The following is a 22855-nucleotide window of genomic DNA, read 5'->3' as shown; positions in this document are numbered from 1 at the left end:
TACGATTACAACAACTCACAATACAAAGAAAATGCAACTACTCGACGGAAAAAAAGTATCGGAAGACATTAAAAATGAAATTGCTGCTGAAGTAGCAAAAATGAAAGCCAAAGGGGAAAAAGTACCACATTTAGCTGCAATTATTGTAGGAAATGATGGGGCGAGTTTAACCTATGTTGGTAGTAAAGTAAAGGCATGTGAAAGAGTAGGCTTCGAATCGACTTTGATAAAAATGCCAAGTACTACTTCTGAAACAGAATTACTTAAAAAAATTAAGGAACTTAACGAAGATTCAAATATTGATGGATTTATTGTGCAATTACCTTTGCCTCCACAAATTGATACTCAAGAAGTAATTATGGCTATTCATCCTTCAAAAGATGTTGATGGATTTCATCCTGAAAACTTCGGAAAAATGGCGTTGGATATGAGTACATTTATTCCAGCTACACCTTTCGGAATTTTAGAATTGTTAGAAAGATACAACGTTCAAACTCAAGGAAAACACACTGTTGTTATTGGAAGAAGTCATATTGTGGGTCGTCCAATGAGTATTTTAATGGGAAGAAAAGGTTTTCCTGGAAATTCAACGGTAACTGTTACGCATACACATACTAAAAATATCACTCAAATTACTTCACAAGCAGATATTATTATTTCAGCTCTTGGGGTTCCAAATTACTTAAAAGCAGAAATGATTAAAGATGATGCGGTAATTATTGATGTGGGTATTACTCGTGTTGCTGATGATACAACTGAAAAAGGATATAAAATTGTTGGAGATGTAGATTTTGAAAATGTTTCTAAAAAAGCATCATACATTACGCCGGTTCCTGGTGGAGTTGGTCCAATGACAATTGCGATGTTATTAAAAAACACTTTAATAGCAAGAGCGAATAAAAAGTAAAAAATAGAATTATAATAAAAAGTCCCAATTTTAAATAATTGGGACTTTTTTATTTAAGTTGAAACATTAAATCTTTCTTGTTCTTTTAATATCATAAACTTGTAAAAAGTAAAATGTGATAAACCATAAAAAAAGATTACCATCTGGTAAATAGCTTCACTTTTAATATAAAACTTATTGATGAAAAATGCTCCAATTTGAATGATAAAGAGTATAGAACTAATTAGTAACCAATAACCTTTCAAATCGTAGTTGTTGATGTAGTGTATAATTGCAATTCCTCCGATAATAGAGGTAATTAACGCATTTAATATCCAAATAAATAACGATTCGCCTAACGAGTGTAAAACCAATTCAATAATATAAAGAAATAATACGAAAAAAGGTAAGCAAGCTAAACTTATGGCTAAGCGATTTTCTTTTGTAATTAATGGTAGCAGAATTAATAATAATAAGAATTTATATCCAACTGAAGATATGCTACCGTATATAAATAAGTCTTGATTTCCAGTTGAAAACAGAATAGAAGCTGTTTGGTATAATAATAAGGAAGTTATGTAAATAATGCTTTTTCTTCCAGTAATTAAGTAGAGAATTAAAAGTAAGGGAATTCTGGAAAACCAAAAAACAGTTTCAGCTGAAGTGAATTTTAAAAAAGAACAAATACTATAAAACACTAAGTTTAAGAAGTAAACTAGTATTAGGGTTTTAACTACGTCTTTGTTTTTTAGAAAAGCTTTAATCATTTAAGTATGTTTTATTAACTTCCTAATTCAAATGTGTTGTATATTTTATAAAGATAGTTTTTTTTTCAGAATTAATAAAGTGCTATAAATTAAATGATAATTTTTTATAATAAAAAACCCCTAAATAATGTAGGTTATTTAAGGGTGTTGTTTTTTATTTTCTTTTGACTTTTTATTTTGAAAAAGCAATTTTCTTTTTGTTTATAATGTAGTAAGCAAAAGCAATTCCTACAATTACTAGCCAGATAATTTGGCTGTCAATTGGCGCAGGGATTGGGTCAGGGTCTGCAGGTGGGTCAACAGGTTGGGCTGTTGCTAAGAAACTCATGAATGTTATAAAAACAGTCATGTGTACTTTTAGTAGGTTATTTTTCATTTTATATTTGGATTATGAGGTTCTCTTAATAGAATAACAAAAATATAAAAAAAAACCAAAAAAGAAAGTTTTATTTCAAAAACTAAAAAAAAATGCACATTTCTTCAAAATATAGCCGCTCAATTTCTAAAATTTTAGTTAATATATCTTCAATTAGTTGTTTAATTGTAATCATTTCATATTTTTGCTTGTTGCAAACAAAACCTAATAAAAACGATGAAAATACAAAACATTTTTTTAGCATTATTTTTAACTTTTTGCTTTAATTCATTTGGTCAAAATTCTAAAGATGTACTTTTTACGATTGATGATAATCAGTATTTTACAGATGAGTTTAAAAGAATTTATCTAAAAAATTTAGATTTAGTAAAAGACGATTCTCAAAAAGATTTAAATCAATATTTAGATTTGTTTATTGGATACAAACTAAAAGTGAGTAAGGCTTATAAATTAGGACTGCAAAATAATTCTAAATATCAAAATGAGTTGAGTTCATATAGAAATCAGCTTTCAAAAACCTATTTAAACGATTCTAAAGTTACGAATCAATTAGTTGAAGAAGCTTATAATAGAAGTTTAAAAGAAGTGAAAGCTTCACATATTTTAATCTCATTTGACGAAAATATTAAAGGTGCTGATACTTTAGCGTTTTATAATAAAGCTTTAGATTTAAAGAAAAGAATAGAAAAAGGAGAAAATTTTGAAACTGTAGCAGTTGCTAATTCTCAAGATCCATCTGTGGCTGATAACAAAGGGAATTTAGGTTATTTTTCTGCTTTTAGAATGGTTTATCCTTTTGAATGTGCTGCATATAAAACAAAAATTGGTCAAATTTCAAATCCTGTAAGAACACGTTTTGGGTATCATATCATCAAAGTTACGGATGTTAGAGACAATAAAGGTGAAGTTACAGTGGCGCATATTATGATTTTGAATCCAACTGATGCAACAGCAGAAGCAAAAGCAAAAGCGAAACAAACAATTGATGATATTTATAAAAAAATTCAACAAGGTGAAAATTTCGAAGCTTTAGCAGGTCAGTTTTCTGAAGATAAATCTAGCGCAGTAAAAGGCGGTGTTTTGCAACGTTTTGGGACAGGTCAATTAAGTTCTGAAGAATTTGAAAGAGTAGCTTTTTCATTGAGTAAAAATGGAGAAATTTCTCAACCATTTGAATCTGGTTTTGGATGGCATATTGTGAAATTAATTGAAAATCATCCAATAAAAACATTAGCAGAATCTAAAGTTGATTTAGAAGCTAAAATCAAAAGAGACGAACGTTCTATTATTATTACAAATACTTTAGCAAGTAAGTTAAAAGCAAAATATACATTTGAAACAAACAAAGCTCAATATCAAAACGTTGAAAAAATTGTAACGGATGAGATTTATAGCCAAACTTGGGAACTTCCTAAAAATAAAGATGTTATAAAAGGTGATGTTGCTACAATTAATAAAACTAAAAAAATTGGAACACCTTCTTTTGTAAATTATATTTACTCACAACAAAAAAATAAATTAACAACAAAACCGGTTAAAAAGTTAGTTGCAGAATTATATGAATCTTGGAAAGGTGAAGAATTAATTGCTTTTTATAATGACAATTTAGAAAACGAATTTCCAGAATTTAAAAACGTTATGGATGAATACAGAGATGGTTTGCTGTTGTTCGATTTAATGGAAAAGGAAATTTGGAACAAATCTAAAAATGATACTATCGGATTGCAAAAATATTACGATTCAAACAAATCAAAATATAGCTGGAAAGAAAGATATGATGTAGATATTTTATCTTCAACAGATGGAAAAGTTATTGAAGGAGCTCAAAAAATGCTTTTAAAAGGAAAATCAATTGAAGATATCAAAGCTAAATTCAACAAAAATGACAAAGTTGCCATTATGGTAAAATCTGGTTTGTTTGAAAAAAATTATGATATTTTAGATAAAATGTCAACAATTACTCAAGGAGCTAATAATACATATAAAGACGCGAATTATAGTTTTGTTGTAAATGTTAAAAAAATGAAATCTGCAGAAACTAAATCTTTCGAAGAATGTAAGAGCAGAGTAATTAACGATTATCAACAATATCTAGAATCAACTTGGGTTGACGATTTGAAAAAAGAATTTTCTGTAAAAGTAAATCAGAATATTTTCGAAAAAACCAAAGAACAATTAAAATAAAATTAGAATGAAAATATTCGGTAGCATATGTAGTTTGCTGTTATTGTTTTCTTGTGGTAAAGAAAGTAATGACAATAAAGCAGAAGCCATAGCCCGAGTAGACGATCAATATTTGTATCCGTCGGATCTAGAAAATTTAGTTCCTTCAGGTACACCAAAAAAAGATAGTATTGCGATTGTAAAAGATTTTATTAACAGATGGGCAACGCAACAATTGCTCATGAATAATGCCAATAAAAACATTAGCAAAAGCAAACAAATTGAGCTAGACGGATTAATAAATCAATACAAAATGGATTTATACTCCAAAGCTTATTTGGAACAATTGGTAGTTACGAAAATTGATACCGCAATCACCAAGGAAGAAATTGAAAAGTATTATAACACGAACAAAAACAATTTTAAAGCAAATAGCCCGTTAGTGAAGTTGAGATATATCAACTTAGTAAAAGGAAATAATAAATTAGCTAGTATAAGCGCAAAGTTTTCAAGTTTTAAATCAAAAGATAAAAAAGACTTAAAAAATTTAGCCATTCAGTTTAAAGATTACGCATTTAATGATAGTATTTGGGTTGATATTGATCAAGTATACGAAAGATTGCCTTTTGTAAATCAAGATAATATTGCCAAATTTATTGATGTTGGAATATCGTATCAATATGCCGATTCTACCTCAATTTGGTTAGTAAAGGTAAGAGATATGGTCCAGAAAAATAATGTGGTGCCTTTGTCATACATTTCACCAACTATCAAACAAATAATTTTAAATAAAAGAAAAACAGATTTAATAAATAAAATTCAAACAGAAATAACAAATGACGCCATTAAAGACAATGATTTCGAAATTTTCAAATAAAACAAGCATTTTAGCATTAGCATTCTTCCTGTTTTCGGTAGTAACTTTTGCGCAAAAGAAACAAAAAGTAGATGGTGTTGCAGCTGTTGTTGGTAATTATATCGTATTAGATTCTGATATTGATTTAATGTATTTAGAATTAAAATCTCAAGGTATAGATGTTGAGAAAATTACACGTTGCGAATTATTAGGAAAGCAATTAGAGGACAAATTATACGCTCATCAAGCTATTCAAGATAGTATTGTGGTTACAGACGAAGAGATTAATACTTTTATGGATAATCAAATGAACACAATGGTTGAGCAAATTGGTTCAAAAGAAAAATTGTTTGAATACTACAAGAAAAAAGACGAAGAAGATTTTAGAAGTTATTTTTTCGAAATCATCAAAATGAACAAGTTAACGCAACAAATGCAACGTAAAATTGTTGATGATATTACAGTTACTCCTGATGAAGTGAAACAGTTTTTTAATAAAATTCCAGCAGATCAGGTTCCTATAATTGGAGCAGAAATTGAATTATCTCAAATTGTTGTAAAACCTGTTGTTACTAAAGAAGACAAACAAAAAGTAATTGATAAATTGAACGAAATAAGAAACGATGTTCTTAATAATGGTGCAAGTTTTTATAGCAAAGCTGTAATTTATTCTGAAGATGAAGCGTCTATTTCGAGTGGTGGATATTATAAAATTAATAAAAAAACACAGTTCGTAAAAGAATTTAAAGATGTCGCTTTCCGTTTAAATGAAGGTGAAATTTCTGAACCTTTTGAAACTGAATTTGGATATCACATTATCTTCGTAGAGAAAATTATTGGTCAAGAAATTGAATTACGTCATATTGTAATGAGTCCTAAAGTGAGCTCAAAAGCAACAAGTGATGCGTTAGAAGAAATTGAAAATATTAAAGCAAAAATTGAAAAAGGAGAAATTACTTTCGAAGATGCAGCAAAAGCATCATCTGATGATAAAGATACTAAAACAAATGGTGGACTTTTATTAAATCCTCGTACATCTGAACCACTTTTCGAAATTTCAAAATTAGATCCAGCTTTATACAATCAAGTTAAAGATTTGAAGCAAGGTGAGGTTTCTAAAGTGTTTTTAGATCAAGAAAGAAAAGGAGCAAAATTCTTTAAAATTCTTAAAGTAAATAAGAAAACGGAAGAACATAAAGCAGATTATGGTACTGACTATATGAAAATTAAAGAATTGGCACTTTCAGATAAGCAATTTAATGAAGTTATAAAATGGAGAACTGAAAATATAGAAAAAAACTATATTAAAGTTAACAATGAATATAAAGATTGTGCTTTCGAAAGCAATTGGTTAAAAAAATAGTTTAGATTAAAATTTTACCTTATACCTTTAACCCTTTACCTTAAAATATGTCAGACGTAGCAGCAATTGAAAAATTAGTACAAAAACAAAAGCAATTGAAACAAGAAATTGCTAAAGTTATTGTAGGTCAAGATGAAGTAGTTAATCAAATTGTTTTAAGTATTTTTTCTGGCGGACACGCACTTTTAGTTGGTGTGCCTGGTTTAGCAAAAACCTTAATGGTTAATACTATTTCGGAAGCATTAGGTTTAAACTTTAAACGTATTCAGTTTACACCAGATTTAATGCCTTCTGATATTTTAGGAAGTGAAATTTTAGATGAAAATAGAAGTTTTAAATTCATAAAAGGACCTATTTTTTCAAATATTATTTTGGCAGATGAGATCAACAGAACGCCACCAAAAACCCAAGCGGCTTTATTAGAAGCCATGCAAGAAAAATCGGTTACTGTTGCCGGGCAAACTTTTAAATTAGATTTACCATTTTTTGTATTAGCGACTCAAAACCCTATTGAGCAAGAAGGAACATATCCGTTACCAGAAGCACAATTAGACCGTTTTATGTTTGCGATAAATTTAGATTATCCTTCATTTGAAGAAGAAGTTCAAGTGGTTAAAGCGACAACTTCAGATATAAAAGTTACAATTAATCCATTATTTTCTGCTGAAGAAATTATTGAATATCAAAATCTAATAAGAAAAATTCCAGTTACCGATAACGTAATTGAATATGCCGTGACTTTGGTTTCTAAAACACGTCCAAATAATCCGTTAGCAACTGATTTTGTTAAAAATTATTTAGATTGGGGTGCTGGTCCACGTGCTTCGCAAAGTTTAATTTTAGCTGCAAAAACTAATGCGGCTATTAATGGAAAATTCTCTCCAGATATTGAAGATGTTCAAGCAGTTGCCTTCGGAATTTTACGTCACAGAATTGTAAAAAACTACAAAGCGGATGCGGAAGGAATTTCTGAAGAAGACATCATTAGAAAATTATTTTAATTGATTTAAAATCAAAATAAATTTTAAAAGCTCTGATTTTCAGAGCTTTTTTATTTTTTTTATTATATTTGTTTTACCTACTAAAACTAATATTATGAAAAAAAACTACCTACTACTATTATTGTTTGCTGCATTGTTTTCCAAAGCACAAGTAAAAACCCCAGCTCAAAAATCGCATAGACAAGCAGCATACAAACATATGATGTATGATATGTCAATTAATTTTTATACAGTTTGTGATTCGGCAGAAGCTTTTTTTAGAACTATTGATAAAGACAAAAAAGGCTTTGGCTATAAACCCTTTTTACGTTGGAAATACGATAACGAATCAAAATATTATCCTTCTGGAAATAGAATGATTGACCATTATTTACCATACAAAGAATTCGAACGATTAAAAAAAGAAAATAATAGCCAAAAAACTACCACAAATACTTCAGATTGGACACTTGAAGGTCCTGCTTTAGTTGGCGCAATTACTGGGCATTATTCTCCTGGTTTAGGAAGAATGGAATATGTTGAAGTGAATAGAAATAATGCACAACAAATTTATATGGGTTCTCGTAGTGGTGGACTTTGGCGTACTAACAACGAAGGAACAACTTGGTCACAAAATACAGACTTTTTACCTGCTTCAGGTGTAGATGCAATTGCGGCAAAACCAACCAATTTCGATTCTGTTCTGATTAATGTTAGAATGTCTAGTACCGGAAATAGTTTCGGGATTTATCGTTCAATTGATGGTGGAGCGACTTTTCAAGAAACTAATTTTAAACCAAGTATACTAGGTTTTGGTGGATTAGGTTCCAACTTAAAAATCAATGTTATAAGATATCATCCCACAGTAGCTAATTTGGTTTTTGTTGGTACAGATAGAGGTGTTTTTAGATCAACAGATGATTTGTTAACTTTTACAAGGTTAAACAATTCTTGGGATGTTAAAGACATCGAGTTTCATCCTACAAATAACAATATCATTTATCTATATGAAAATTATTATTGGGGAAGTAATAAAAATAAAATACACAAATCTATAAATCAAGGGGTAAGTTATACTGCTTTAGCTGACGTTGCTGGTAATTCAAATGCTGAAATTAACATTTCAGTTTCATCAACATGCCCAGAATGTATTTATTTAATTTCTGATAGTGGAATTTGGAATTCTACAGATACAGGTGCTAATTTCACAACTATTCAGAACCCTGCACCAGCAGGTGTAAGTCTTTGGTACGGAGTTCCGAATGATACTGATCCAACAAAAATTGTAAGTGGTTATTTAGACATGTACAGAAGTTCAGATAGTGGAGCTACTTTTTCTCAAGCAACTTGGTGGTCATTAGGAAGTGCGCAACATGGTGCAGGAAGTATGCAAACCAGATTCAATAATAGTCAAGTATATGTTCATGCAGATATGGATTATTTGACTTGTGTAAATGGTGTGTATTATGCTTGCACTGATGGTTTTTTAAGTAAATCTGCTGATAATGGTTTAACATGGAGCAGATTAAATGCCGATACGTGTTTGAGAGAAAATTATTGTTTAGGAATATCACAATCAAATAACGAAAGAGTAATAACTGGTGCTCAAGATAATGGAACTAACGTTAAAACTGAAAATGGCTGGATTGAGTATTATGGCGCTGATGGTATGGAAGGTTTAATTCATCCCTTAAACGATGATTGGATGATTGGAAGTTTACAATATGGAGGCAGACAGCGATCTTTTGATGGTGGTCTTTCAAATTCTGGTTGTTCTCAACCGCAATCTGGTTCAGGAAATGCGGGCTGGGTAGCACCTATTCTTTATGATCCGAATAATCAAATGACTGTTTATTCTTTTGCCAAAAATGTGTATAGAAGTACAGAGTTTGGTAACAATTGGGTCGCTCTAGCTGCTCCAGCAACTTTTGGTAATGCTACTATTGATAATGCAGCTATAGCATTTAATAATAGTAATAGATTAGTGGCGTCAAGAGGTGCTAATATTGAAATGTCTAACGATGCAGGTGTTACTTTTTCATCTATACGTAGCACATTACCAAATTTTGGAATTTCAGATATTGCCTTTGATCCTAATAATGATGATAGAATTATAGTAACCTATTCCGATTGGCAAAATAATAATCAAAAAGTATTTATAACTAACGACGCAGGTGTTACTTGGCAAAATATTACTTATAACTTAGGAAATATGCCTGTAAGAGCTGTTGTGATTGAAGGTTCGGCCGATGCAACTATTTATGTTGGAACCGAAATAGGAGTGTATAAAAAAACACTTTTAGCTACAGCTTGGACAATGTATAATGCTAGTTTACCAAATGTATCTATTGAAGAATTAGAAATCAATTGCGGAGCAAATACTATTAAAGCCGCAACTTGGGGAAGAGGAATTTGGGAAGCAAAATTAGCAGGTAAAGAAAATTACCCTGAAATTGTTAAAACAGATATTACTTCACCTGTAACTTTTGATTCACCTAAAGTTGGAGTAGCACAATATGTAACATCAAATATTAATTATGATGGGACGATATCAAATGCAAAGGTGGCTTGGGCAATTGATAATCCTGCTTTTAATGCTACAGATGTCATTCCAATGTATTTAGTAACTGGAAATACTTGGAAATCAAACGCTGCAATTCCTGATTTTCCAATCGGTACAAAAGTGTATTTTAAAGTAATTGTTACAGGTTCTAATAATGATACTTCAGAAACATTTAAATTCATGTATGAAGTAAAACCATTCGACTATTGTGCTGCTAGCGGTGAAAATACAAATGGTAGTTTAAGAATTAATAGTTTCTTATGTGCAAATCTTACTAATACAACAAATGCTTATGGAGGTTATACATATTATAGTGCAACTCCAATTCAATTAGACAAAGGAAGTAATTATACAGCTACAGGTAATTTTAATACAGGTTGGGGTGATAATGACTTTTTGGTATGGATTGATTACAATAACGATGGAGCATTTTCAATATCTGAAAAGGTGGTTTCGGATCTTAATACTGGACTACAAGGAACGGGTAACTTTACAGTTCCATTTGATGCTGTAACTGGAAATGTTAGAATGAGAGTTCGTTTAGGGTATTGGGGCGATTATAGTAATGCTTGCGGAACAACTCTAGGTGAAGTGGAAGATTATTTAGTTCAAATAAGTGATAGTGGTTCGCCAACATTAACTATTCAAAGTAATCCAAATTATTGTGAAAACACACCATTTCAATTAACATATACGGGAAGTGCAGTTGATGAATTAAAATGGACCATTCAAAGAGGAACAAACGTATATACTTATAGTGGAACGACAATAAATGTAAGCGGATTGCCAATGGGACAATATTCAATTGCCATATCTGCAAAAAAGAATGGCGTGTTTTATAACCAATTATTCAACTCGATTTTTGAAATAAAAAGTACAACATGGAACGGATCAACTTGGTCAAACGGTTTACCAAATGATAGTGCTGTAGTGTTTACAGGAAATTACACATTAAGTTCAGATCTAAATGTGTGTTCCGTATTGGTAACAAATAATGCGGTAGTAACCATACAACAAGGCGCGAATTTACAAGTTACTGGTAAAATTCAAGTGGATAATGGAGCTACTTTAAGGGTTGAAAACAAGGCTGCTATTCTTCAAATTAAAGATGATGCGAATATTGGAAATAGTATTGTAAAAAGTAACTCTGCACCAATGATACGTTTAGATTATACGGCGTGGACTTCACCAGTGACCGGACAACAATTACAAGCTTTTTCGCCAAATACTTTAGCAAATCGTTTCTACGAATATTTATATACAGGAACCACAACAGCAACGGCTTATCAAACAATTACTCCAACTAATAATTTTAGCTTAGGAAAAGGTTATATGATTCGTTCAGCAAATGATTGGCCAACTTCAACTCCAACCATTTTCAATGGACAATTTACAGGCGTGCCAAATAACGGACCAATTACTGTTCCAATCGGAATTGGGTATAATTTAGTTGGAAATCCGTATCCTTCTCCAATAAATGGTAATGAGGTGTTAATGCTAAATCCATCAGTTGGGACTTTATATTTCTGGACACATAACGTTCCTCAAAATGGAGCGTATGTTGCGCAATCAAACTATGCTTCTTACACCACTTTAGGCGGAACGGCTGCAGTTGCTGGCGGAAATATTCCAAATGGAAAAATAGGTGTAGGACAAGGATTTTTCGTAAGAACAACAACAGGTGGAAGCTTTGCATTGAACAATTCTACAAGAAGAAAAGCAGAAAGTGATACGCAGTTTTTCAAAAACAATACTAATCCAGAAATAAATAGATATTGGTTAAATCTGACTTCTGAAAGTATGCCGTTTAATCAAATCTTAATTGGTTATACAGAAAATTCTTCATTGAATTTTGATCAAAGTATCGATGGTAAAGTTCTAGAAACAGACAAAACGATTATGTATTCGGTTTTAAATAATGAAGCGCTTGTAATTCAAGGAAGAGGAAATTTCAATGTAAATGATGAGGTTCCAATTGGTTTTAATGTATTAGAAAGTGGAGATTATAAAATTTCGATTCATCAAAAAGAAGGAATTTTTAATTCAAACGGAATTTACTTAAAAGATACTTTAACAGGAACGGTTCAAAGTTTAGAAAACCCAATTACTTTAAATTTGTTAGCAGGAACTTATAATGATAGATTTAAAATTGTGTACAATCAATTGCTTTCAAATGAAGATATAATTAATGATTTTGAAACTAGTTTGTTTCCAAATCCAATTAAAAACGGAGAAAAACTGAATTTAACCAATATCAAAGGGAAATTTACAATCGCATTATATGATGTTACTGGAAAAATGGTTTTAGAAAAAGAAAGTGATGTACCACAAATTGCATTACCACATTTAAATCAAGGTACATATTTAGTTAAAATTAATGCCGAAAATAAAACTTGGAACGAAAAGTTATTAGTTAAGTAATTTTTTTAAGTTAATTTTTTTAAAAAGCTCTGATTTTCAGGGCTTTTTTATTTTTTTTATTATATTTGTCACGCCCTCAAACCTAATTTTTATGAAAAATAACTACCTACTAGTATTATTATTTGCTGTGTTGTTTTCTAATGCACAAGCTCAGAAAAAAATTTTATTTATCGGAAATAGTATGACCTATTTTAACGATATGCCTATTTTATTCGAATCCATTGCTAACGAAAAAGGAAAAAATGTTGATGTTGATTTTTATGCTCCTGGCGGAACAGGTTTTGTTAATCACCATGTTGATAATAACGTTTACGACCTTTTTGAAAACAATGTTTGGGATGTTGTGGTTTTACAACCTGGAACATCAGAATCAGCTGGAGTGTCTTGGCCAGTGTCAACAACAGCAGAAAGAGGAAATCAAATGCAAGATTCTATTAAAAAATACAGTCCTTGTGCCAAAGTATTGCTTTATCAAATTCCTTACGGAGTACCTTCTGCTGATAATTATGCCAATTATTTTCAGATTCAAACAAAAATAAAAGATTCAATTACAAAATTGGCAGACAATATGGAAGTTTCTTTTGCTGCGGCTGGAGAATGTGCTAGACAACATTATTTAGCACAACAAGATTTACTTTTACATGGTTCTTACAATGATGTGCATCCAAATTTAAATGGCTCTTATTTAGTAGCTTGCGCGATGTTTTGTACCATTTTTCAAGAACCAGTCTCTGGAGTCGCTTTTAATGGAGGAGTTACTCCAGCTAATGCAACATATTTCCAAGGAATTGCAGATAATATTGTCTTAAATAACAAAGCATTATGGCGGATAAATACCTTTGATCTCCATCCCGAGTTTAGTACAGCGCAAACTGATAATTTGGTCAATTTCACTAATTTATCCACGAATTTCACATCGTTACTTTGGGATTTTGGTGACGGAACAACTTCTACAGATACGAATCCAGAACATTTTTACACCTCATTAGGTACAAAAACAGTCACATTGACCGTGACTAAAAATGGATGTTCTGAAGTTTTTACGAAAAATATTGTGGTGAATGTGTTAAATTCAGATGTATTTGTTCAAGATAATATTGCTATATTTCCAACTATAACAGATTCTGTATTTTATATTAATAGTAAATTTTCATTTGATGGAGTTGTTTATGATTCTGTTGGTCAGCAAATTACGAAATTTGAAAAGACTGAAAACAATATAATTGTTGATTTAAGTGGTTTCGCTTCGGGTGTATATATTGTTAAAATTGATAATGATAGTTACAAAGTGATTAAAAAATAAATTAATTTTTAACTTTGTGAAATCAGGTTAGCAACATTTCTGTTGTTAGAAATTCACCATAAATGAAAAAATTAAGTGCACTGTTTTTACTAGTTATATTTGCTTTCCAACAACCAGAAGAAAAATTACATACCGTTATTGGGAAAACAACCTATCCGTTTTGGTTGCAAATTCCAAAAGTTGTAAGTGTTGACGAAAAGCCTCCAGTTTTAATTTTTCTTCACGGGAAAAGCCTTTCTGGTACTGATTTAAATAGAGTAAAACGTTACGGTGTGTTGCGTGCTATGGAAAAAGGACGAAAGATAAACGCTATTGTCATTGCACCACAAATTGCTTCAGGAAATTGGAATCCAGATAAAGTCTTAGAAGTGCTAACGTATGTCCAAAACACCTATCAAACCGATTTGAAACGCGTGTATGTTTGCGGAATGAGTTTAGGAGGTTATGGAACCATGCATTTTGTGGGTAAATATCCAGACAGAGTAACAGCAGCTGTTGCCATTTGTGGTGGCGGAAATGTTTCTGATGGTTGTAATTTATCTAAAGTTCCTATGTGGATTCAACATGGCGATAAAGATTATATCGTAAAAATGTCAGAATCTCAAAAAGTTTATAATGCAATAAAAAAATGCAACCCAAATGCAGACGCAACTCTAACAATTATTAAAGGTGGAAATCATGGAAATGTGGAAAATTTATTTCACCAAAACGCCATGTACGATTGGATGTTTAAATATGTGAAGTAATTTTTAAAAATTATTTCTAGCTTTTTTGCCAGAAAACAGTGTTTGAAACACCAGTAAATATTGTCAATTTATTAAAATTTTATATTCTTTTTTTCGAAATTCGTAGTTTAAAATCTTAAAATTAAGAATTCCTAAAAAAACACTCGTTTTCGCTACTATTATTGAATTATATTCAGTAAAATAGAATAATTACAAATAATAATTTCTTGATTATCGTTTTTTATTAAAAATTTTTTAATTTGAAAAGAATTAGCTAAATTTGTGCAACTTTTGAAAAATAGTACAATCAAATTAATAAATTTATAGAATAACTTTTGATATGGAAATGAATATTTATAAAGAATACATCAAAGAAATTGAAGAGCGAAAAGGCCAAGGTCTTCATCCAAAACCAATTGATAGCGCCGACTTATTAACCGAAATCGTTGCGCAAATCAAAGATGTAAATAACGAAAATAGAGAAGATTCTCTTAAGTTTTTTATTTACAATACATTACCAGGAACTACAAGTGCAGCTAGTGAAAAAGCAAAATTCTTAAAGGAAATTATTCTAGGAGAATCTGTAGTAAATGAAATTACTCCTGCATTCGCTTTTGAATTATTATCACACATGAAAGGTGGTCCTTCAATTGAAGTATTACTTGATTTAGCTTTAGGAAATGATATCGCTATCGCGAAAGAAGCTGCAAAAGTTCTTAAAACTCAAGTGTATCTTTATGATGCTGATATGGATCGTTTAAAAGATGCATTTCAAAATGGTAATGAAGTAGCTAGAGAAATTTTAGAAAGTTATGCTAAAGCAGAATTTTTTACAAAACTTCCAGAAGTAGCTGAAGAAATTAAAGTTGTTACTTTTATCGCTGGTGAAGGAGATATCTCAACAGATTTACTTTCTCCAGGTAATCAAGCACACTCACGTTCAGATCGTGAATTGCATGGTAAATGTATGATTACACCTCAAGCTCAAGACGAAATCAAAGCTTTGCAAGCACAACATCCAGATAAATCTGTAATGTTAATTGCAGAAAGAGGTACAATGGGTGTAGGTTCATCTCGTATGTCAGGTGTGAATAACGTAGCGCTTTGGACAGGTAAACAAGCAAGTCCATATGTGCCATTCGTAAACTTTATGCCAATCGTTGCAGGAACAAACGGAATCTCTCCAATTTTCTTAACAACTGTTGATGTAACTGGTGGTATTGGTCTAGATTTGAAAAACTGGGTAAAAAAGACAGATGCTAACGGCGAAGTAGTTCGTAATGAAAGTGGTGATCCAGTTTTAGAAGAAACGTATTCTGTTGCTACAGGAACAGTTCTTACAATCAATACAAAAACAAAAAAATTATATAACGGAGACAAAGAATTAATTGACATTTCTAAAGCATTCACGCCTCAGAAAATGGAATTCATCAAAGCTGGTGGTTCTTATGCAATTGTTTTCGGTAAAAAAATTCAAACTTTTGCTGCTAAAACTTTAGGGATTGAAGCGCCTCTAGTTTATGCACCTTCAAAAGAAGTTTCAATTGAAGGACAAGGACTTACTGCTGTTGAAAAAATCTTCAATAGAAATTCTGTAGGTACAATTTCTAAAAAAGCATTACACGCTGGTTCTGATGTTCGTGTTGAAGTAAATATCGTTGGTTCTCAAGATACAACAGGATTGATGACTGCTCAGGAATTAGAATCTATGGCAGCTACAGTTATTTCTCCAATCGTTGATGGAGCTTATCAATCGGGTTGTCATACAGCTTCGGTTTGGGATAAAAAAGCGCAAGCTAATATTCCTAAATTGATGAAATTTATGAACGACTTCGGATTAATTACAGCTCGTGACCCGAAAGGTGTTTATCATGCCATGACGGATGTAATTCATAAAGTACTTAACGACATTACAATTGACGAATGGGCTATCATTATTGGTGGTGACTCTCATACAAGAATGTCGAAAGGTGTAGCATTTGGTGCCGATTCTGGTACAGTTGCTTTAGCTCTTGCTACAGGAGAAGCTTCAATGCCAATTCCAGAATCTGTAAAAGTGACTTTCAAAGGACAAATGGCAAGTTACATGGATTTCCGTGATGTGGTTCACGCTACTCAAGCGCAAATGTTACACAAATTTGGTGGAGAAAATGTATTCCAAGGAAGAATTATTGAAGTGCATTTAGGAACGCTTACTGCGGATCAAGCCTTTACATTTACAGATTGGACGGCTGAAATGAAAGCAAAAGCTTCAATTTGTATTTCTGAAGATGATACTTTGGTAGAATCTTTAGAAATTGCGAAAGGAAGAATCCAAATTATGATTGATAAAGGAATGGACAACAAAACACAAGTTCTTCAAGGATTAATCAATAAAGCAAATAAGAGAATCGCTGAGATTAAATCAGGTGAAAAACCAGCTTTAACTCCAGATGCAAATGCAAAATATTACGCTGAGGTTGAAGTAGATTTAGATCTAATTGCAGAACCAATGATTGCTGATCCAGATGTAAATAACAAAGACGTTTCTAAAAGATATACTCACGATACAATCCGTCCACTTTCTTTCTACGGAGGTGATAAAAAAGTAGATTTAGGATTTATCGGTTCTTGTATGGTTCACAAAGGAGATATGAAAATCTTAGCTCAAATGCTTAAAAATGTGGAAGCTCAAAATGGTGAAGTTAAATTTAACGCGCCATTAGTAGTAGCACCACCAACATATAACATCGTAGATGAATTAAAAGCGGAAGGCGACTGGGAAGTTTTACAAAGATATTCTGGTTTCGAATTTGACGATAACGCTCCAAAAGGTGCAGCTCGTACAGAATACGAAAACATGTTGTATTTAGAGCGTCCAGGATGTAATTTATGTATGGGTAACCAAGAAAAAGCTTCAAAAGGAGATACAGTTATGGCAACTTCTACACGTCTTTTCCAAGGAAGAGTAGTAGAAGATACAGAAGGTAAAAAAGGAGAATCATTACTTTCTTCTACACCAGTTGTAGTGTTGTCAACTATTCTTGGTAGAACGCCAACAATTGAAGAATATAAAACTGCTGTTGAAGGTATCAACTTAACTAAATTTGCACCTTCTCATAAACTTTTAGTAAACTAATAAATTGATTTACTGAAATATAATTTAAAAGCCCGAGTCATAAACTCGGGCTTTTTCTTTTATGACAACTATAATTTTCGTAATTTGGTAAGTTGAAAAATAGAATAACACACAAAAAATAAATCTTATGGCATTTGATATTGAAATGATTGAAAAAGTGTACGCAAATATGGCAGCTCGTGTAGATAAAGCACGCGAGTTAGTTGGTCGTCCACTTACCCTAACAGAAAAGATTTTATATTCTCACTTATGGGAAAAAACACCTACCGAAACTTTTAAAAGAGGTGCAGATTATGTGGATTTCGCTCCAGATAGAGTAGCGTGTCAGGATGCAACAGCACAAATGGCATTATTGCAATTTATGCACGCTGGTAAAAAAACAGTTGCTGTTCCTACAACAGTGCATTGTGATCACTTAATTCAAGCCAAAGAAGGCGCTGCAACAGATTTAGCTTTCGCTAATAAGCAATCTAAAGAAGTTTTCGACTTCCTTTCATCCGTTTCCAATAAATACGGAATTGGGTTTTGGAAACCTGGTTCAGGAATTATTCATCAAATTGTTTTAGAAAATTATGCTTTCCCTGGTGGAATGATGATTGGTACCGATTCTCATACAGTAAATGCTGGTGGTTTAGGTATGTTAGCGATAGGAGTTGGTGGTGCTGATGCGGTTGATGTAATGTCTGGAATGTCTTGGGAATTGAAATTTCCGAAATTAATCGGAGTAAAATTAACGGGTAAATTAAACGGTTGGACTTCGCCAAAAGATGTCATTTTAAAAGTTGCCGATATCTTAACTGTAAAAGGTGGAACTGGAGCAGTTGTAGAATATTTTGGTGAAGGCGCCACTTCAATGTCTTGTACAGGAAAAGGTACGATTTGTAATATGGGTGCAGAAATTGGTGCAACCACTTCAACTTTCGGTTATGATGATTCGATGAGAAGATATTTAGCAGCAACTGGTCGTCAAGATGTAGTAAATGCAGCAGATAAAGTGGCGGATTATTTAACAGGTGATGCAGAAGTATATGCCAATCCAGAAAATTATTTCGATCAATTAATTGAAATTAACTTATCAGAATTAGAACCACATATCAACGGACCATTCACACCAGATAGAGGAACGCCAGTTTCTAAAATGAAACAAGAAGCGGCTCAAAACGGATGGCCTATAAAAGTCGAATGGGGTTTAATTGGTTCTTGTACGAACTCTTCTTACGAAGATATGAGTAGAGCAGCATCTATTGTAGAACAAGCTGTAGCACATGGAATTACACCTAAAGCAGAATTCGGAATCAATCCAGGTTCTGAACAAATTAGATATACGATTGAAAGAGACGGAATTATCGCCACTTTCGAAAAAATGGGAACAAAAGTCTTTACCAATGCGTGCGGACCTTGTATCGGGCAATGGGATAGAGCAGGAGCAGACAAAGGTGAGAAAAATACAATTATTCACTCTTTTAACCGTAATTTCTCTAAAAGAGCCGACGGAAATCCAAATACGCACGCGTTTGTAACCTCGCCAGAAATGGTAGCAGCAATTGCAATTTCTGGAAGATTAGATTTTAATCCATTAACCGATACTTTATTGAGTGATACAGGTATGGAAATCAAATTAAACCCACCAAAAGGAGACGAATTACCAACTAAAGGTTTCGATGTGAAAGATGCAGGTTTTCAAGCACCAGCTGCTGATGGTTCTTCGGTTGAGGTTGTGGTTTCGCCAACTTCTGATAGATTACAATTGTTAGCGCCATTTGCACCTTGGAACGGGAAAAATATTGAAGGTGCGAAGTTGTTAATTAAAGCGTTTGGAAAATGCACAACTGATCATATTTCTATGGCTGGACCATGGTTACGTTTCCGTGGACATTTAGATAATATTTCCAATAATATGTTAATTGGTGCTGTTAATGCATTTAATCAAGCTACTAATAAAGTTAAAAATCAATTAACTGGTGAATATGGTGAAGTTCCTGCAGTAGCAAGAGCGTACAAAGCTGTCGGAATCCCTTCAATTGTTGTGGGAGATCACAATTATGGAGAAGGTTCTTCACGTGAGCACGCTGCGATGGAACCACGTTTCTTAGGAGTTGTGGCTGTGTTAGTGAAATCGTTTGCTCGTATTCACGAAACCAACTTGAAAAAACAAGGAATGTTAGGATTAACCTTTGCAAACGAAGCAGATTACGAAAAAATTAAAGAAGACGATACTATCAATTTCTTAGATTTAACAGAATTTTCTCCAGGAAAACCTTTAACCTTAGAGCTTGTTCACGCAGATGGTACAAAAGATATTATTTTAGCGAATCACACCTACAACGAAAGCCAAATTGGTTGGTTCGTAGCAGGTTCAGCTTTAAATTTAATTGCTGCTGGAAAAGCGTAATTTAATTTCGTTAATTAGCTTCGCTCTGTTCGGCTTAGCCTTGAGTCGAGTGTTCCGATGAAGCATGAGTCGGAATGTATCGAGAATAAAAAACAAAAAACTCCAAGCTTTCACTTGGAGTTTTTTGTTTTAACTGTATTTCAAATACTAATCAATTTTAGTATCAACAAATTCATAATTTTCGTTTTCAAAATCATCTTCAGATGATTTTAGTTTGAAGTAAATTGTTTTGGCGTCAAGTACTTTGTATGTATAAACAGTTGGAGTTTCATTTCCTTCATATTGCTCATAAAATTGATTTCCTGAAGTCCACCATTTTCCTTTTTCAGATGAAGTTGTTATTTTTCCTTCATCGTCTTTAGCTGAAAATTCAATTTTATAAGTTCCATTCCCTTTTCTTGTCATAATCCAAGATTTTTGCATTCCTGCGACTTGACCGCTTTTTTCAGAACCTTTCCACGTGCCAATTAATCTTGTGTCTGTTTTTGATTGAATTGTAAATCCAAATGAAAACAGGATTACAGATGCTACTAAAAGAAATTTTTTCATAATATTAATTTAAGTTTTGTTGTTTTTTCTTCTCCTTCATCACAATTCTAATCAACCAAAACAAATGCAATGCAACAATTGGAAGTACAATTAGTAATTGCACTTTGCTTAGAATATATGCCAAGTAAATTAGTGTGAAAGCAATGCAGATTTGTCCAAATAAAATTATTTTTCGGATATTGTTTTTCCAATAGAAAAAGGCAAAAACCAGTAATAATGGATTAAATAATAAGATGTTGTAATTCCATAAAATTTCTTCGTGTAGCGAATAAAATCCGACTAAAAAGAAAAACAAACCTAACAATCCTGCGAAAATGAAATAGGTAATTTGTATGCCTTTTTTGTTTAACAAAATCAAAATTATAATCGCGGCTAATAAAGAATAGATAGAATTTACCCAAGAAAACGGAACAGTAACCGCTTGTTTATTTAAGACTTTGGTTGGCTGTGCAATTTTTTGTCCGTTTTGTGTAGCAGTATTCAAAACTTTCTCTAATTCTAAAGGTAAAAATAGGCGAGTAGCAGGTTGGTCAACTTTGGTTCCAAAAATAATTTGAATGCCCAATTTCATATAAAAATCCGTCATATACGGATATAAAATTTCTCTATATGATTGTTCTGATTTTGGTTGTTTTAAGACTTCTGAGCCTAAAATTTTATTGATTTTATCGACAACCATAGTCGTGCAATTTTTATCAATAAATTTATAAGTATAAAAACGCTCATCAGAAGTCAAGCTGTTGTTGAGTTCGTTTAAAAGTTGTTGTTTTTGTTGCGGTGATAAATTTAATTCTTGTTCTACAATACTTCTGCCGTCTTGTAAATAACCTAATTCAAAATTGTAGTAATTATCACTTGTCACAAAATATTGCAAATCACCTTTTACGAATTTCATCATGAAATTTGGCGTGCTAAAATCGAACGCACCATAATTATATACCACATCAATTTGGTTAACAAAATCGGTAATTCGAATTCCAGTATGACCATACATCGCGTAAGAAACTGGCGCCGTTCCGCAAGTTAAAATACTCACTTTGGCATTGTCAGATAAAATAATGTTTTGTGAAAAACTAAGAATAGGAAGTAATAAGAAAAGTAATTTTTTTAGCATAATAGGTACGCAGATTTTGCGGATTTAACTGATTTTATTTAACTGAATACTGTTGAGACTGAATACTTATAATTTATCTTCTAAAAATACCTAAATCCACTTTTACAGAAAACACATTCGAATATAAAGCCGCACTTTGATTTCCTAAATCGGTTAAAGCATAATCCACTTGAATACCTTTGTATTTGAATCCTAAACCAATATTCGGTTGAAAACTCACTTTACTTGTATTGTCAATTTGTGTAATTTGTTGAAAATTCCCAACACCCGCACGTAAGAAAGCCAAATCGATATAGCCAAATTCAAATCCAACAGCTGGATTTATACTTACCACACTTGTTGAAATAATATCGTTCGTTTGTGCAAATTCCATATTCAAATTTGCTGCAGTTGTTAAGGTATAATCGTAATGAAATTCGAATTTTTTCGATAATCCAAATTGTGCTTTTGGTAAGGTAAGTTCACTTGTTTCAGGTAATTCCTGATTTTCACCTGGAACCGCATTTTTAATTTTCTCGTATTCTTCTTCGTTAATACTCCACGTGTTGTAAGTCGTAGTAATATCTCGTAACATTAAACCAAATTTCCAATCGCTTTTGTTTTGAAATTGTAATCCTAAATCAAATCCAAATCCCCAAGAAGAAGCGAAATCTCCAATAATTCTTCGGATTACTTTCGCATTCACGCCATAATTAAAGCCTTCTAAAGGCAATTTTCTCGCGTAAGAAAAAGTCACACCATAATCGGCAGTAGAAAAAAGCGAAACCCTATTGTAATCGATATTTCCTTCGCTATCAATTAATTGTGTTGTGTTTAAAATATCATCTACTCCAAAACGGATTAGGGAAAGTCCCCAAGCACTTCTGTCGTCAATAGGCATCGCAAAAGCTGCGTAATCATATTGCGCAATATTGGCAAAATAATTTGCGTGCATCAAGGCAATTTGTTTATCTTCTAATTGCAAAATTCCAGCCGGATTCCAATATCCAGAATTCACATCGGCAGTTTGTGCGGTTACGGCATTACTCATCCCTAACGCAGCAGCATCAACCCCAATGTTTAAAAATTCGTTGGAATATTTACGAATAGTTTGTGCCGAAATTGACGTGGAAGCCAAAATGACAATTAATAGTAATATCTTTTTCATTTATGCAAAGTAGACTTTTTTAGCGGTCATAAATGTTATCGCTTTTTTTTAAAAGGTGTTTGTTTACAACAAACTCGTTATTAGTGGCGAGTTCAAAGCAAATTTAATTCTAACACAAATATCATAATTTCT

At 32.1% G+C, this 22855-nt stretch carries 15 protein-coding genes; 10 read left to right on the top strand and 5 right to left on the bottom strand.

Annotated elements, in window-relative coordinates; genetic code table 11:
• The first annotated feature begins 31 nt into the window (after window positions 1-31).
• Entirely contained in the window at window positions 32-907 is an 876-nt protein-coding gene (locus tag BMX42_RS04090; RefSeq protein ID WP_091309127.1) for a bifunctional 5,10-methylenetetrahydrofolate dehydrogenase/5,10-methenyltetrahydrofolate cyclohydrolase, read from the top strand.
• 53 nt (window positions 908-960) lie between these two features.
• Here BMX42_RS04090 and BMX42_RS04085 read toward each other — a convergent pair whose 3' ends face one another.
• Both BMX42_RS04085 and BMX42_RS14460 read right to left on the bottom strand, forming a co-directional pair.
• On the bottom strand, window positions 961-1653 hold the full coding sequence (locus tag BMX42_RS04085) for a hypothetical protein (RefSeq protein WP_091309124.1): 693 nt from the start codon (window positions 1651-1653) through the stop codon (window positions 961-963).
• Window positions 1654-1825: 172 nt separating this feature from the next.
• On the bottom strand, window positions 1826-2029 hold the full coding sequence (locus BMX42_RS14460; protein ID WP_143055603.1) for a hypothetical protein: 204 nt from the start codon (window positions 2027-2029) through the stop codon (window positions 1826-1828).
• A gap of 216 nt (window positions 2030-2245) precedes the next feature.
• Here BMX42_RS14460 and BMX42_RS04080 point away from each other — a divergent pair, with 216 nt between their 5' ends.
• From BMX42_RS04080 to BMX42_RS04040, 9 genes are all read left to right on the top strand, one after another.
• The gene (locus BMX42_RS04080) at window positions 2246-4213 is read left to right on the top strand and encodes a peptidylprolyl isomerase (protein WP_091309120.1); all 1968 of its coding nucleotides are present in this window, start codon (window positions 2246-2248) and stop codon (window positions 4211-4213) included.
• 7 nt (window positions 4214-4220) lie between these two features.
• Window positions 4221-5069 (top strand): hypothetical protein, encoded by an 849-nt coding sequence (locus tag BMX42_RS04075; RefSeq protein WP_091309117.1) that lies wholly within the window; start codon window positions 4221-4223, stop codon window positions 5067-5069.
• Window positions 5029-6411, top strand: coding sequence for a peptidylprolyl isomerase (locus tag BMX42_RS04070; protein WP_245748235.1), 1383 nt, complete (start codon window positions 5029-5031; stop codon window positions 6409-6411). Before BMX42_RS04075 ends, BMX42_RS04070 begins: the two co-directional genes overlap by 41 nt.
• Before the next feature lie 47 nt (window positions 6412-6458).
• The gene (locus BMX42_RS04065) at window positions 6459-7412 is read left to right on the top strand and encodes an AAA family ATPase (protein WP_091309110.1); all 954 of its coding nucleotides are present in this window, start codon (window positions 6459-6461) and stop codon (window positions 7410-7412) included.
• 94 nt (window positions 7413-7506) lie between these two features.
• A complete protein-coding gene (locus tag BMX42_RS04060; RefSeq protein ID WP_091309107.1) occupies window positions 7507-12375 on the top strand; it encodes a GEVED domain-containing protein in 4869 nt (1622 codons plus the stop codon).
• 91 nt (window positions 12376-12466) lie between these two features.
• Complete coding sequence (locus tag BMX42_RS04055; RefSeq protein ID WP_091309103.1) at window positions 12467-13678, top strand: PKD domain-containing protein; 1212 nt, start codon at window positions 12467-12469, stop codon at window positions 13676-13678.
• A gap of 62 nt (window positions 13679-13740) precedes the next feature.
• A complete protein-coding gene (locus BMX42_RS04050; protein WP_091309101.1) occupies window positions 13741-14424 on the top strand; it encodes a carboxylesterase family protein in 684 nt (227 codons plus the stop codon).
• A gap of 325 nt (window positions 14425-14749) precedes the next feature.
• Entirely contained in the window at window positions 14750-17521 is a 2772-nt protein-coding gene (locus BMX42_RS04045) for a bifunctional aconitate hydratase 2/2-methylisocitrate dehydratase (protein ID WP_091310869.1), read from the top strand.
• Between the two features lie 127 nt (window positions 17522-17648).
• Window positions 17649-19913 (top strand): aconitate hydratase, encoded by a 2265-nt coding sequence (locus tag BMX42_RS04040; RefSeq protein WP_091309097.1) that lies wholly within the window; start codon window positions 17649-17651, stop codon window positions 19911-19913.
• A 147-nt stretch (window positions 19914-20060) separates the two neighbouring features.
• Here BMX42_RS04040 and BMX42_RS04035 read toward each other — a convergent pair whose 3' ends face one another.
• The 3 genes from BMX42_RS04035 to BMX42_RS04025 all read right to left on the bottom strand — a co-directional run bounded on the left by BMX42_RS04035 (window position 20061) and on the right by BMX42_RS04025 (window position 22723).
• The gene (locus BMX42_RS04035) at window positions 20061-20462 is read right to left on the bottom strand and encodes a lipocalin family protein (RefSeq protein ID WP_091309093.1); all 402 of its coding nucleotides are present in this window, start codon (window positions 20460-20462) and stop codon (window positions 20061-20063) included.
• Between the two features lie 4 nt (window positions 20463-20466).
• Window positions 20467-21576: a lipoprotein N-acyltransferase Lnb domain-containing protein gene (locus BMX42_RS04030; RefSeq protein WP_091309089.1), complete on the bottom strand. Its 1110-nt coding sequence runs from the start codon at window positions 21574-21576 to the stop codon at window positions 20467-20469.
• A 73-nt stretch (window positions 21577-21649) separates the two neighbouring features.
• Window positions 21650-22723, bottom strand: coding sequence for a putative type IX sorting system protein PorV2 (locus BMX42_RS04025; protein WP_143055602.1), 1074 nt, complete (start codon window positions 22721-22723; stop codon window positions 21650-21652).
• Between the last annotated feature and the right edge of the window lie 132 nt (window positions 22724-22855).

The sequence above is a fragment of the Flavobacterium terrigena genome (genome assembly GCF_900108955.1).
Classification (GTDB): domain Bacteria; phylum Bacteroidota; class Bacteroidia; order Flavobacteriales; family Flavobacteriaceae; genus Flavobacterium; species Flavobacterium terrigena.
This window is presented reverse-complemented; position numbering and strand designations above follow the sequence as displayed.

Excerpts from the sequence above, each read along its gene's own strand:
- BMX42_RS04090 (WP_091309127.1), top strand. The coding sequence starts at position 32 with ATGCAACTACTCGACGGAAAAAAAGTATCGGAAGACATTAAAAATGAA.
- BMX42_RS04085 (WP_091309124.1), bottom strand. The coding sequence starts at position 1,653 with ATGATTAAAGCTTTTCTAAAAAACAAAGACGTAGTTAAAACCCTAATA.
- BMX42_RS14460 (WP_143055603.1), bottom strand. The coding sequence starts at position 2,029 with ATGAAAAATAACCTACTAAAAGTACACATGACTGTTTTTATAACATTC.
- BMX42_RS04080 (WP_091309120.1), top strand. The coding sequence starts at position 2,246 with ATGAAAATACAAAACATTTTTTTAGCATTATTTTTAACTTTTTGCTTT.
- BMX42_RS04075 (WP_091309117.1), top strand. The coding sequence starts at position 4,221 with ATGAAAATATTCGGTAGCATATGTAGTTTGCTGTTATTGTTTTCTTGT.
- BMX42_RS04070 (WP_245748235.1), top strand. The coding sequence starts at position 5,029 with ATGACGCCATTAAAGACAATGATTTCGAAATTTTCAAATAAAACAAGC.
- BMX42_RS04065 (WP_091309110.1), top strand. The coding sequence starts at position 6,459 with ATGTCAGACGTAGCAGCAATTGAAAAATTAGTACAAAAACAAAAGCAA.
- BMX42_RS04060 (WP_091309107.1), top strand. The coding sequence starts at position 7,507 with ATGAAAAAAAACTACCTACTACTATTATTGTTTGCTGCATTGTTTTCC.
- BMX42_RS04055 (WP_091309103.1), top strand. The coding sequence starts at position 12,467 with ATGAAAAATAACTACCTACTAGTATTATTATTTGCTGTGTTGTTTTCT.
- BMX42_RS04050 (WP_091309101.1), top strand. The coding sequence starts at position 13,741 with ATGAAAAAATTAAGTGCACTGTTTTTACTAGTTATATTTGCTTTCCAA.
- BMX42_RS04045 (WP_091310869.1), top strand. The coding sequence starts at position 14,750 with ATGAATATTTATAAAGAATACATCAAAGAAATTGAAGAGCGAAAAGGC.
- BMX42_RS04040 (WP_091309097.1), top strand. The coding sequence starts at position 17,649 with ATGGCATTTGATATTGAAATGATTGAAAAAGTGTACGCAAATATGGCA.
- BMX42_RS04035 (WP_091309093.1), bottom strand. The coding sequence starts at position 20,462 with ATGAAAAAATTTCTTTTAGTAGCATCTGTAATCCTGTTTTCATTTGGA.
- BMX42_RS04030 (WP_091309089.1), bottom strand. The coding sequence starts at position 21,576 with ATGCTAAAAAAATTACTTTTCTTATTACTTCCTATTCTTAGTTTTTCA.
- BMX42_RS04025 (WP_143055602.1), bottom strand. The coding sequence starts at position 22,723 with ATGAAAAAGATATTACTATTAATTGTCATTTTGGCTTCCACGTCAATT.